Source organism: Nodosilinea sp. LEGE 07298 (assembly GCF_015207265.1).
GTDB lineage: Bacteria > Cyanobacteriota > Cyanobacteriia > Phormidesmidales > Phormidesmidaceae > Nodosilinea.
Window position 1 is genome coordinate 26912 of sequence record NZ_JADEXE010000026.1, and the last position, 12450, is coordinate 39361.

The window sequence follows — 12450 nt, forward strand, 5'->3', positions numbered from 1 at the left end:
GAGCCCTCAGGCTGAAAATGGCTTGAGATTGACCTAATAGTTTTGGCGCAGTCGGTCTCGGGTCCGGCCACTGAGGTGCTCGGTAACGAGGTCGCGGTCGCGGGGAGTCAGGTTACTGATGCGCTGCTGGGCCTGATTGAGCCGCTGATTATCCGACAGACGATTGATTAGATCGGCTTCGTAGGATCGCTGTCGGGGACTAAGGCGCGACTTTCCCATAGGTAGGTACTCTGGCAGAAAGCGATGAAGGAACGTGCTCTTAGTCTAAATTCAAACTGGGTTTCTGGGAAAGTAGTCGCGCTTTGCAAAGGAATTGTTACCTGGGCGGCTGAGCCAGGGCTGGCCCTACCCTGAGCCGCTAAGTCGCCGCCCAATTGGGTTGAATGCGATCGCTAAATGCCGGTGTTCAGGGCTTCAACCAGTTTGTCTAGATAGAGCATCATCAGGTTGCTCTGATCACCCGGCAAATTAGCGCGGACTTCTTCTTTCAGGAGTCGGTAGGCGGCCACGCAGGCGCTCTGGCGGTTGAAGGAGCGCATGATGTTCTGCATCCAGACCAGATATTCTTCCATAAAGCTGGCTTCGTCGTTGAGCAGAATGCCTTTGGAGACGTACTCTAGGGTAAAAAGCATGTCGCGCTGGCACTGCTGGGCATGCTCTTGCACCACCTGGCGATGGGGGGTCTGCATTAGCCGCCGCAGGGCGTTGAGCACCAGCGTTTTGCCGTTATCTCTAACGTAGCTGTAGAGGCTCATGCGGGTTTGAAAGGCCTCCATCATTTGGTCGAAGGGGCGTAGCTCTAGATCGCTGAGGTAGCGACCGTCGGCTTCACGAACAGAGGCGAGCAAGGTGTTGTTCATAGCAGCTAAGGGCGCGATCGCGCGGCCTGGATAGGGTCTCCCCCAAGGTACCCAGGGGATTTGGCGTGACGCGTTATACCGAAATAATTCTTCGCACTGAGGCGATCGCCCGCCAAGGGGAGCTTGGCTTGGCCTTAAAACGCCTCTTAAAACGCCTCTTAAGACGCCATAACTGGGTCTACCTGATTGGCCCAGCCGAGATCTTGGGCCTGCTGCTGGGCCAGGTGAGGAATATCCTGGGCAACAAAGTGCTGGTGGAGAATTTGCACGCTGAGCAAGTGGTTGATCACCGCATCGAGCTGCACCCGTTCGGCTACCGGAGTGGCTTCGTTGCGGTGGCGGTGCAGCAGGGTTTGCACGGCATCGTAGTCGAGCAGGGCAGCAGACTCAACCGCCGCCTGGTTGAGAAAGGTATCGGCCAGGTTTTGCAGGGCTTGCTGCTTTACCACATCGGTATGGGAGGGTGGGGCCATAAAGGCAAATTTTTGCCGCTTGTAGAGGGTTTCGGGCAGTAGCTCGCGCATGGTTTCGCGCAGAATGTATTTATCTTGGTAGCCGCGAAAGCGCAGGCTGGGCGGTAGGGTGACGGCGAACTCAACCAGGGGATGGTCGAGGAAGGCGGGACGCGCTTCCAAAGAGTTGGCCATATCGACGCGATCGCCCGCCCAGCCCAGCACCTGCGACTCAAACTGGGTCTTGATCCATACGTACTGGGCTTTGTCGAGGGGGTGGCGATCGCGCAGCTGTTTTTCGTCTAAGGCGGCGGCGATCGCGGCCCCCGGAGAGTAGCCTGCCAGCACCTCGCGATGGTGGGGGTGCAGCAGCCCCGGCACCCGCTCAGCTGAACTCAGCCACGACTGTAGGCAGCTGGGCGTGAACCCAACCACCGCATTTAAGGCCTCATCTTCTAAGGGATTTTCGGCCAGCAGGTTGCCCTTAAAGAGTTTGTTGCTCTCCGCCAGCCAGGCCTCTAAATCGGCCCGTTCTTCGGCGCTGGCGTGGGCCATGCCGTGGCGAATCATGTCTAGCCTCAGCTGGGGGTAGCCCGCAAACAGCTCATCGGAACCTTCTCCGGTGACTACTACTTTGTAGCCCGCTGCATTCACGTGCTCGCTCATCAGCAACTTGGCCACGGTAAACGTGTTGTAGATGCTGCGCTCGGTGTGCCAGAGGGTGCGGGCAAAGTGGTCGTAGAGCTGAGTACCGTTGACGGTGAGAATGTCTTGGTCGGCCCCCACGGCGGCGGCCATCTCGCGGGCGATCGCGGTTTCGTCGTAATCGCTGTCGTCAAAGCCAATGGTGAATGCTTTAACCGGCGACTGCTGGCAGGCGGCGGCCACCCCCAAAATGGTGCAGGAGTCGATGCCCCCCGACAGGTAGCAGGCCACTGGCACATCGGCCTCCAGCCGCAGCTGAATGGCCTCTACAAACCGCTCTCGCAGCTCCTCCATATAGTCTTCGTCGCTGCGCTGAGACCGGGTCCCTAACAGCGGAAAATCTAAATCCCAGTACTGCTCTTTGTGCAGCGTGAGCTGGCCGTTGTGGCGCTGCACCACCACCTTTTGCCCTGGTTCCACCGCATAAATGCCCTCAAAACCGGTAGTGCCCGGCACCATAGTCTGCATCAGCTGGTGATACAGCCCCTCCGGTGAAAACCGCCGCTGCACTGCCGGATGCGCCATTACCACTTTGATCTCAGAGCCAAACACCAGGCCTTCGGGGGTAAGGCTATAGAACAGAGGCTTAACGCCAAAGCGATCGCGCACCAGCGTTAGCCTGTCCTGCTGGCGTTCGTAGACGGCAAAGGCAAACTCGCCGCGCAGGTGGGGCAGTGCGCCGTCGAGGCCAAAGCGATCGGTTAGGTGCAGCACCAGCTCGGTGTCGCTCTTGGTGCGAAAGGTATAGCCCCGCGAGGTAAGGTCGGCCCGCAGCCGCTTGTAGTCGTAAAACTCGCCGTTGTGGGCAATTAAAAATTGCCCATCTGCCGAACGAAAGGGCTGCCGGCCACGCTCTGGATTCAAATCAATAATTGACAGGCGAGCGTGGGTAAAGCCGACTCCGCGCCCCTCCACGCTGTCGCAGCCAAAGCCATCTGGCCCTCGGTGGTACTGAATGGCCGCCATGCCCCTCAAAATTTTTGGATCAACAGGATGGGCCGGGTCTGCGTACATGACGCCGCCAATACCGCACATAGTGATTATCCTCCGGGGTTAAGTGGTCATCCTAGAAGCCTGGGCACCAGCAGCGGGGCTTTTTTTAGTAAAACTCAAGGGTTCTCTTGGGCGTTGCTCCGGCCCTTCGACTTCGCTCCGGCACTTTGACTCCGCTCCGGCCCCTCGACTTCGTTCCGGCCCTTCGACTTCGCTCCGGCCCTTCGACTTCGTTCCGGCCCTTCGACTTCGCTCCGGCCCTTCGACTTCGCTCCGGCCCTTCGACTTCGTTCCGGCCCTTCGACTTCGCTCCGGCCCTTCGACTTCGCTCAGGGACCAGGGGGCGTTCCCTGAGCGAAGTCGAAGGGAAACGCCCCAGGACGAGAAAATAGCGCTAAAGCCCGTCGAGATTTGCATCATCCGCTGCTTTTCTAAACTCAAGCGGGGAATAATCGTATGATCCGCAACAAACTGATATTTAGATTTCGTTAACAATTGATTCAGCTCTGTGCACGGTATACACCTCACTTAAATCCAGCGTTACTATGACCTTTTCCATTGTCGCTTGGGATCCACAAACAGGAATGACCGGAGTGGCGGTGGCCACCAAGCACCTGGCGGTGGGGGCGCTGGTGCCCCACGCGCGGGCGGGGGTGGGCGCGATCGCCACCCAGGCCCAGACCAACCCGCTGCTGGGCATCTGGGGGCTTGAGCTACTAGAGCGGCGGCAGGCCACCGAAAGCCCTTTTAGCGAGGCCTCTGCTGAGGTCGTGCTGGAATGGCTGCTGGAAAATGACTGCGATCGCGACCAGCGTCAGGTGCATTTAGTTGACCACACCGGCCACACCGCTGCCTGGACGGGCTGCGACTGCACCGGCTGGGCGGGGCACCGCACGTTTACCAATCTCTCAGTAGCCGGGAATATGCTGGTGGGGCCAGAGGTACTAGAGGCGATGGCCGAGGCATTTCATCATGGCGAAGGGGGCGACTTGAGCGATCGCCTGCTGCTGGCCCTAGAAGCGGGCGATGCTGCCGGGGGCGACAAGCGCGGTCGCCAGTCTGCTGCCCTCTATGTAATGCACCACACGCCCTACCCCCACCTCGATCTGCGCGTCGACCACCACCACGACCCGATCGCGATGCTGCGATCGCTGTACACCGAGGCCCACCAAGATTACTACCAATCGTTCCGCCAGAGCATGCCTAGTTATCTTGCCGTCCGCCAGCAAGATAAGGCTGTTGGGTTGCCTAAGGCAGTCTAGCTGTAGTCGGTTTTAAGAGTACTCCCACAAATAAAACATCCATTTGCTAGGCGGGCTGTGGGGTGATTTCAAAGAACCACTTCTCTAAGCTAGGTAAAAGAGGCCTGGGCCGCCCGTTTCACCTGTTGAAAGACCTCAACAATTCTGGTTTGGCTAGCCCTTCAGTGGTTGACCATTTGCTGCTCTGCCGCAGCACCATCTCGTCGGGCGATCGCCTCATAAATCTGGCGCTGCTCAATGTCGATATCGAGCAGCTGGTCCAACCCCTTTAGGGATTGTGCGGTCTCTGTTGGGCAACGTTCGATGGCCATTCTCTGAGCCATTCTCAAGGCGCAGTACCGCCAACTGTCATAGAGTTTTCTGCACCACTAAGGGCCAGCCGTGTGAGGGGGTTGTCTCTGCCGCTGAGAAAGCTGGTTTCAATGTCAGCCGCTGGTAGGGGTTTAGAAAATAGATAGCCTTGCCCCAGTTCACAGTTGAGCTGTTGCAGTCGCGCCAGTTGGGGCTGGGTCTCGATGCCTTCGGCGGTGACGGTCAAGCCTAGCTGCTGGCCCAGGGTAATAATGGTGTCGACGACCTTGTATTTAGACGTTAAGACTTGAACTTGGCTGGTAAACGACCGATCGATTTTGAGGTCGTTCACCGAAAACCGGTGCAGATAGCCCAGCGATGAATAGCCGGTACCAAAGTCGTCGATACTGATCTGAATCTGCCGCGATCGCAGGGCCTCCACCAGGGCAATGGCGGTTTCGGCATTGTCCATAATGGCGCTTTCGGTAATTTCCAGCTTGAGTCGGGCGGGATTAATGCCAATAGCGGCCAGAATCTGGTCAATATCGTCGAGCAGAGTGGGGCAGGCAAACTGCCGCACCGACAGGTTGACGCTCATGGTCAGATCGCTCCAGCCCTTCTGCTGCCAGCGGTGCAGCTGTTGACAGGCCTGCTTGAGAATGAGCAGGCCCACTGGCACCACCAGACCAGTGGTTTCCATCAGAGGAATAAACTCGCCGGGGGCGACCAGGCCACGGCTGGGGTGCTGCCAGCGCACCAGGGCCTCTAGACCGACAATTCTAAGGGTTTTGAGGTGGACAATGGGCTGGTAGTACACCACAAATTCCTGGCGATCGAGGGCCAGCTTGAGATCATTTTCGAGGGCCAGGCGATCCACCATAGTTTGGTGCATTTGCGGATCAAAAAATTGATAGCTACCGGCCCCCTGCTGCTTGGCTCGGTACATGGCAATGCCAGCATCCTGAAGGAATTGATCGGGGCAGGAGTAGTCGCCGTGGCCTAGGACAACTCCCAGACAGGCGGTGATAAAAATATCCAGCCCTGACACGGTAAAGGAGGCCTTGAAGCTGTCTAAAATAGTCTGGATCAGCAACCTGATGCGCTGTATATCGCTGGTCTGACGCAGCAAAATACAGAACTCGTTGCCCCCCAGACAGGCCAGCAGACTGTTGCTGGGCACCAGCTGCTGGAGCCGCTCTGCGATCGCCTTGAGCAGCTGGTTACTCAGGGTATAGCCAAAGGAGCCGTTGATCAGCTTGAACTGGTCGCAGTCCAAATAAATCACCGCAAAGGCCGACTGTTCGGTCTGAATCAGCTCAGCCAGGGCCTGAATCAGGGCGGCCCGGCTGGGCAGCTGGGTGAGGGCATCTTGGGTGATGATCGCCTGGAGTTGGGCCGTGCGCTCTAGCACCTTGGCTTCGAGCTGGGCATTAAAGGTTTCGAGCTGCCGATACTGCTCCCGCAGCAGCAGCATCGATCGCACCCTGGCGATTAGCTCTAGCCGGTTGATCGGCTTGCTGATAAAGTCGTTGGCACCGGCGCTGAAGCAGCGAGCGAGATCCTGTTTTTCGCTCAGGGCCGTCACCATAATCACCGGCAGGGTGGCCCAGGTGGGCGAAGCCTTGATCCGGCGGCAGATCTCAAAGCCGTCGAGGCCAGGCATCATCACATCGAGCAAAATCAGGTCGGGTTCCAGGGCGTCGAGGGCAGCGATCGCCGCTTCCCCCGTGCTGGTGTAGTGCAGCTGGTAACCCTGGGCGTCGAGCAGGGCCTCGATGACATCAAAGTTATTGGGGTCGTCGTCAACGATCAATATAGAGGCGGATGGCATAGGTTTGCGGGTGAGCTAAGGGATGGATGGCGCAAAGGGGTTGATCAGGTGCTGAATGGCGGCGGCCAGCTGCTTCAGCTTAAGCGGTTTGCCCTGGTGCTGGTTCGCCCCGGCCGCCAGGCAGCGATCGCCATCGCTTGCCAGCCCAGTGAGCGCAATGATTGGGCGATTGGCCAGGTGCGGATCGTCGCGGATGCGGCGAATCGTCTCCAGGCCATCTCCCCCCGGCAGCGGCATATCGATCACGATCAAATCGGGATTTTCGGCCTGGGCCAGAGCTATGGCCGCTTCGCCCCGACGGGCCACCAGCAGGCGGAAACCCTTAGCAGTTAGGTAATTGACCACGGTGCTGATCGTGGCCTCCTGGTCGCCCGCCAGCAGAATCAGGGGCAATGGCTGGGGCAGGGCAGCGGTCGGGGGAATATCGGTGAGCGCAGCGGCATGCTGGTCGGCTGGTCGTAGCCCTGACCCCAGGTCGTAAGGCAGGTCGACGGTAAAACAGCTGCCGACACCAACCTCACTGGTTAACCCCACCTGGCCCCCGTGCAGCTCGGTAATCTGCTTCACCAGGGTGAGGCCCAGTCCCGTGCCCTGGTACTGGCGGTTGAGGGCGCTGTCGATTTGAATGAAGGGTTGAAACAGCTTTTGCCGATCGTCGGGGGCGATACCAATGCCCGTATCTCTAATGGCAAAGCGCAGCATAGCCTGGGTTTCGTCGCCTACTTGACGAAACTCTGGCGTGACCATAAGGCTAACGCGGCCCCCCTCGGGGGTAAATTTGACCGCGTTGGTGAGCAGGTTGATCAAAATCTGGCGCACGCGGCGCTCATCGATCACCAGGTCAGGCAGGTTGGGGAGAATGCAATTTAGGAGCTGAATGCGTTTTTTGTAGGCCTGCTGCTGCACAAAGGTGAGGCTCGACTGGCACAGGGGCGCGATCGCCGTGGGGGTTAGGTGTAGGGTAATCTGGCCCGACTCAATTTTGGCCACATCGAGAATGTCGTTGATCAGCGCCAGCAGGTGGGAGGCGCTGGTCTCAATGGTGGTGAGGGCCTTGAGCTGGCGGTCGTTGATAGCGCCAAACACCTGCTCTTGTAGCCCCTCGGTCATGCCCAATATGGCATTGAGCGGAGTGCGCAATTCATGGCTCATGTTGGCGAGAAACTCGTCCTTGAGGCGGGTGGCACGGAGTAGCTCGGCGTTAGTTTGTCGCAGTCTTTCCTCGGCACATTTGCGATCGGTGATATCCGCCAGGTAGCCAATGACTTCTTGGGGCTGGCCGCCGGTATCGTAGACAACTTGGGCCTCATCCTGCACCCACAGGTAATGGCCATCTCGGTGCCGAAAGCGATACTCTAGGGCGTAGGAGCCGCGCTCGACAATGGCAGAAATGTCGGCCCAAACGCTGTCAGACTCGTCAGGATGGAAGTACTCGCGCCAGTCGGTAAAGTTGGCGATAAACGCCTCTGACTCATAGCCCAAGATATTGACTAGGTTTTGGCTGATAAACGTTGGTTTGTAGCGGCCGGTGAATTCAATGCTGTAGATAACAGCGGGGCTAGAGTCGAGCAAAAAGCCCAGGCGATCGCGCAGACGCTGGTTTTCGGCTTCCACCCGTTGGCGATCGCTGACATCGCGAAAAATGCCCTGTACCACTCGGGTCGCCCCCAGGGTGATCGTCGTTGCGGTAATATCGACCGGAATCTGTCGGCCATCGGCGCGTAGAATAGGGAGGTTTAAGGCATGAAAATGGGAGCGATCAATAGACTCCTGAAAGAGGTCGATCAGTTCTGCCCGCTGTTCTGGCGGATGTAGTTGGGATTGGTGCATTTGGGTCAGCTGATCACGGGAGTAGCCAAATAGCTCCTCCGTCCGGCGGTTTACCTCCAGAATATGGCCCTCCATATCGGCCACCAGAATGGCATCACTGGCCCCCTCCATCAGGCCCCGATAGCGCACCTCTCGCTCCTTCAGGGCTGCGGTGCGCTCGGCCACCTGCCGCTCTAACGATTGGTTGAGTTCCTGGAGCTGACGTTCGGCCCGGTCGCGTTCCCAAAGGGCCGCTTTCTGATCGCTAATGTCCCGCACCAGAGCCAGCACCTCATCGTCCCGATAGGGCACCACCCGCACTTCTTCAATATGTATTTTCTCTGCCGTAGACAGATCTTGCTCGTAAAACTGGATGGTTTGAGTGGCTAGGGCTTGGGTAATCGCATCGAGCCGCTGCTGGGCCGCAACCGGGGGTAACGATTCGCTTACATGGGTGCCGACCAACTCTGGCAGCTTGCCGACCACCCGAAACGTGGGGCTGGCACCAAACTCTAGGTAAATGCCATCTTTGCTCAACCGCGCCAGCAGATCGGGCAGGGCTTCGACCAGCGCCCGCTGGTGAGCCTCGCTCTGCTGGAGGGCTAGCTCGGCACGCTGACGTTTGGCTTCGTCGCGTTTACGCTCGCTAATGTCGCGAACTAAAAACAGTACCTCATCGTTGCCACACCGCACCGCCCGCAGTTCTTCATGCCGTAGGCGGCCGTCCACCAGCATCTGCTGCTCGTAGGTTTGCATCTCATGGGTGGCCAGGGCCTGGTGAATGGCCTGGAGCTGGAGCTCAGCCAGGTCGGCGGACAAAATTTCCGACACGTGGTGGCCGACCCGGCTCTGGGAGGGGACGACAAAATCTAAGGGATGATTTTGACTCAGCACTTCACGGTATCGGCCATCAGCTCCCATTCGGATCAGCAGATCGGGCATGACCGAGAGTATGGCCCAGCTTTGGGCCTCGCGCTGGGCCAGCAGACGCTCGGCCTGAAGCCGATCCTGGGCCGAGGCAATGGTCTGGGCCAGCACCTGCACCATCTGCTGGGTGTCGTCATCCCACCCGGTAGGTTGGCCCAGGGCGAGAAACCCCATGTAACCTACCACCCGAGTCTTTTGAATCAGGGGCACAGACAGCACCGACTCAACGTCAAACCCCTGCCAACTGGTGCGATCGGTGGCGCAGGCAGCGGGCAGCGCCCCGACCTGGGGCACGTTGACCACCTCCCGCCGCCGCAGCGCCGCCGTAGCCCAGGGAAAGGCCGCCATGGGAATGGCATCGGGCAGCTGGCACACCGAAGTGCAGTCGGGGCGGTGCCACTGGTGGGTAATTCGCATCGTGCCTTCCCCCAAAGTATCAGCGGCTAGAGTCACTACATGGCCCTGGTCAGCCTGAATATAGGCCCCAATTTGCCCCAGGGCGCGGGTTACCTCGGCGTCAAACTGGGCAGCCCTCACCTCCACAAAGCGATGGGCCACGGCCATCATTAGCTGGTTGATGTCGCGCTGGCGGGCTACGGTCAGCGCGGCCTGTTTGCGGTCGGTCACCTCCAGCACCACGCCAAACCATTGCACATCGCCGTTGGGCAGTTGCTCGGGCTGGCTGTGGACCTGGACCCACTTTGTCTTGCCCGAGGGGGTGACGATGCGCCCTTCGTGGTGCATGGGGGTGAGGGTGGCCGCACTGTGGGCAATGGCCGCACCGACCCCTGGCCTGTCTTCTGGGAGCAATAGGGCGGCGATGGCGCTAAAATCGGCCAGGGCAATTTCAGCGGAAACTTCGAAAAGGCTGGCTCCGGTGCTGCTTAAGTAGGTTAGCGATCGCTCGCCATTGACCCGCAAAACAGCCGTAAATAGGGTACCCGGCTGGGTCTCGACCAGCTTTTGAAACCGGGCCTCGCTTAGCTGCAAAGCCCGGTCGGCCTGCTGGCGATCGCGCCGATTTTGGGCTTCTCTCAACTCCCGACGCACGACCTCTGGCAGGCGAGCCAGGTTGTCTTTCATGATGTAGTCTTGGGCACCGGCCTTCATTAGGGCCACGGCCTGCTGTTCGCCAAGGATGCCAGAAACGACAATAAAGGGCACATCTAGCCCCTGGTCGCGCACGATGGCCAGCGCCGCTGGGGCATCGAACCCAGGCAGGTTGTGGTCAGAAATAATCGCGTCCCAGCGGCGAGCCGAGAGCATGTGGCCCAGAGCGGCGGTGGTTTGCACCCGTTCCCAGCTCACCGCTAGGCCATCTCTCCGCAGCGTCTCAACGGTCAGTAAAGCGTCGTCTTCGCTATCTTCAACGATCAGAATGGTTAAAACTTCAGCCATCTTGTCTCTACAACGCTCGAAGACAAATCCACCTGGGCCGTAAACGGGTTACCCACGCCTGGATATAGAGTACCCGTCTCCAGCCCACAACCCTTGTGAGTCAGTGAAATTGGGGCGATGGGCTGCGGCTATGGTCTTACAAGCGACGGACAAGACTGTGGGCCTCAATGGCATTGGCGCTGAGGGGTTGACTAAACAGATACCCCTGCCCCAGTTGACAGCCCAGGTGTTGCAGGTGATCAAGCTGTTGGCGAGTCTCGATGCCCTCGGCTACAACCGTTAACCCAAGCTGGTCGCCCAGCGAAATAATAGTGCTGACAATTTTGAAATTGCGCTGGCTCTCGTGCATTTGGCTGACAAACGAGCGATCGATTTTTAGGTCACTCAAGGGAAAGCGGTGGAGTGAACTCAGGGAGGAATACCCGGTACCAAAGTCATCGACGCTGATGTGGATTTGACGCGATCGCAGCTGGGTCATGATGCCGATCGCCGTCTCGGCGTTTTCGAGCAGGGCACTTTCAGTAATTTCTAGCTTGAGGTAGGCGGGGTCAACGCCTGTTTTGGCTAAAACCTGGTCGATATCGGCCAGCAGGGTGGGCGAGGCAAACTGGCGCACCGACAGGTTGACGCTCATGGTGAGGTCGGTGTGCCCCTGCTGGTGCCAGGCCAGCAGTTGCTCGCAGGCCTGCTGCAAGATCGCAATGCCCAGGGGCACAATCAGCCCAGTTTCTTCCATGCAGGGAATAAAGTCGTTGGGTGACACTAGGCCCCGACTAGGATGCTGCCAGCGCACCAGAGCTTCAAACCCACACAGGGCTTCGGTGTGCAGATTGACGACGGGCTGGTAGTAGGCGACAAACTCTTGATGGTTGAGGGCACGCTGCAAGTCGGTCTCTAGGGTCAGGCGCTCTAGCATGGCCACCGACATCTGGCGATCGAAGATTTGGCAGCCGTTTTTGCCGCGCTGTTTGGCCTTGTACATGGCCGTGTCTGCATCTTGCAGGGGTTCTTCGGCCTGCTGATAGGCACTGTCACCCAGCGCAATGCCGATGCAGGCGGTCATAAAGATCTCGCAGTTACCCACCTCAAAGGAGCTGACAAAACTCTGAAGTACCGCTTGGATAAAAGGCTCAAGCGCCCTCTCGCCATCGATCTGGTGTAGCAAAAAGCAAAATTCATCTTCCCCTACCCGCGCTAGCGTATCGCCGGGCCGCCGCAGCTGTTGCAAACGCCCAGCGATCGCCAAGAGCAGCTGATTGCCAACCCTATGGCCAAAGGCACTGTTGACGAGCTTGAACTGATCGCAGTCTAAATAGACCACCGCAAAGGCGAAGTAGTTAGCCCGCAGCATCTCGGCCAGTCGCTGGAGCAACAATGCGCGGCTAGAGAGCTGGGTCAGGCCATCTTGGGCGATCATCGCCTGAAGCTGGGCCGTGCGCTCTTGTACGGTCTTTTCAAGGCGACTATTAAAGTTAGCCAAAGCTTGATACTGCTGGCGGAGGCGAAGCATTGATCGCACCCTGGCATTTAACTCGAGACCGGTAACGGGTTTACTGATAAAATCATCGGCCCCGGCGGCAAAGCAGCGGGCTAAATCGGCCTTGCCGGTCAGCGAGGTCACCATAATAATGGGCAACGATTGCCACTGCGCCATTGCTTTAATTCGCTGGCAGACCTCTAGCCCGCTCATGCCCGGCATCATCACATCTAATAAAATTAGATCGGGCTGAAACAATTCTAGCAATCCAAGGGCGGCGGCCCCACTGGCCGCATAGTGCAGCTGATAGGTTTGAGTCTAGTTCCAACTTATTTTGTGTCGGCTTTCCTGGGCAACGGCCTTCTGCCATTTAACGAAGAGGCAATCAGCAGGTTGCGCACCCAGTTGTCGTGATAGCGGAAACCGTTGAGTTGTTCAAAGGGGC

General features: G+C 58.4%; 8 protein-coding genes. 1 reads left to right on the forward strand and 7 read right to left on the reverse strand.

Annotated features, from left to right (window positions below; all coding sequences use genetic code 11):
* Positions 1–33: 33 nt before the first annotated feature.
* The 3 genes from IQ273_RS05795 to asnB form a co-directional block, all read right to left on the reverse strand.
* A complete protein-coding gene (locus IQ273_RS05795; RefSeq protein WP_194022224.1) occupies positions 34–219 on the reverse strand; it encodes a hypothetical protein in 186 nt (61 codons plus the stop codon).
* A 173-nt stretch (positions 220–392) separates the two neighbouring features.
* Positions 393–860, reverse strand: a complete 468-nt coding sequence (locus tag IQ273_RS05800) for a hypothetical protein (protein WP_194022225.1) — start codon at positions 858–860, stop codon at positions 393–395.
* Positions 861–1018: 158 nt separating this feature from the next.
* On the reverse strand, positions 1019–3052 hold the full coding sequence (asnB, locus tag IQ273_RS05805; RefSeq protein ID WP_194022226.1) for an asparagine synthase (glutamine-hydrolyzing): 2034 nt from the start codon (positions 3050–3052) through the stop codon (positions 1019–1021).
* Positions 3053–3555: 503 nt separating this feature from the next.
* Between asnB and IQ273_RS05810 the strand changes: the two genes are divergently transcribed.
* The gene (locus IQ273_RS05810; RefSeq protein ID WP_194022227.1) at positions 3556–4272 is read left to right on the forward strand and encodes a DUF1028 domain-containing protein; all 717 of its coding nucleotides are present in this window, start codon (positions 3556–3558) and stop codon (positions 4270–4272) included.
* 161 nt (positions 4273–4433) lie between these two features.
* Here the strand turns inward: IQ273_RS05810 and IQ273_RS05815 are convergent, their stop codons facing one another.
* The 4 genes from IQ273_RS05815 to IQ273_RS05830 form a co-directional block, all read right to left on the reverse strand.
* Positions 4434–4583, reverse strand: coding sequence for a hypothetical protein (locus tag IQ273_RS05815; protein WP_194022228.1), 150 nt, complete (start codon positions 4581–4583; stop codon positions 4434–4436).
* Positions 4584–4597: 14 nt separating this feature from the next.
* The gene (locus IQ273_RS05820) at positions 4598–6394 is read right to left on the reverse strand and encodes a bifunctional diguanylate cyclase/phosphodiesterase (RefSeq protein ID WP_194022229.1); all 1797 of its coding nucleotides are present in this window, start codon (positions 6392–6394) and stop codon (positions 4598–4600) included.
* 15 nt (positions 6395–6409) lie between these two features.
* A complete protein-coding gene (locus tag IQ273_RS05825; protein ID WP_194022230.1) occupies positions 6410–10528 on the reverse strand; it encodes a PAS domain S-box protein in 4119 nt (1372 codons plus the stop codon).
* Positions 10529–10664: 136 nt separating this feature from the next.
* Positions 10665–12308: an EAL domain-containing protein gene (locus tag IQ273_RS05830; RefSeq protein ID WP_228052420.1), complete on the reverse strand. Its 1644-nt coding sequence runs from the start codon at positions 12306–12308 to the stop codon at positions 10665–10667.
* Between the last annotated feature and the right edge of the window lie 142 nt (positions 12309–12450).

Bases quoted from the DNA above. Each gene is read 5' to 3' on its own strand.
- IQ273_RS05795 (WP_194022224.1), bottom strand. From the start codon at position 219: ATGGGAAAGTCGCGCCTTAGTCCCCGACAGCGATCCTACGAAGCCGAT.
- IQ273_RS05800 (WP_194022225.1), bottom strand. From the start codon at position 860: ATGAACAACACCTTGCTCGCCTCTGTTCGTGAAGCCGACGGTCGCTAC.
- asnB (WP_194022226.1), bottom strand. From the start codon at position 3,052: ATGTGCGGTATTGGCGGCGTCATGTACGCAGACCCGGCCCATCCTGTT.
- IQ273_RS05810 (WP_194022227.1), top strand. From the start codon at position 3,556: ATGACCTTTTCCATTGTCGCTTGGGATCCACAAACAGGAATGACCGGA.
- IQ273_RS05815 (WP_194022228.1), bottom strand. From the start codon at position 4,583: ATGGCCATCGAACGTTGCCCAACAGAGACCGCACAATCCCTAAAGGGG.
- IQ273_RS05820 (WP_194022229.1), bottom strand. From the start codon at position 6,394: ATGCCATCCGCCTCTATATTGATCGTTGACGACGACCCCAATAACTTT.
- IQ273_RS05825 (WP_194022230.1), bottom strand. From the start codon at position 10,528: ATGGCTGAAGTTTTAACCATTCTGATCGTTGAAGATAGCGAAGACGAC.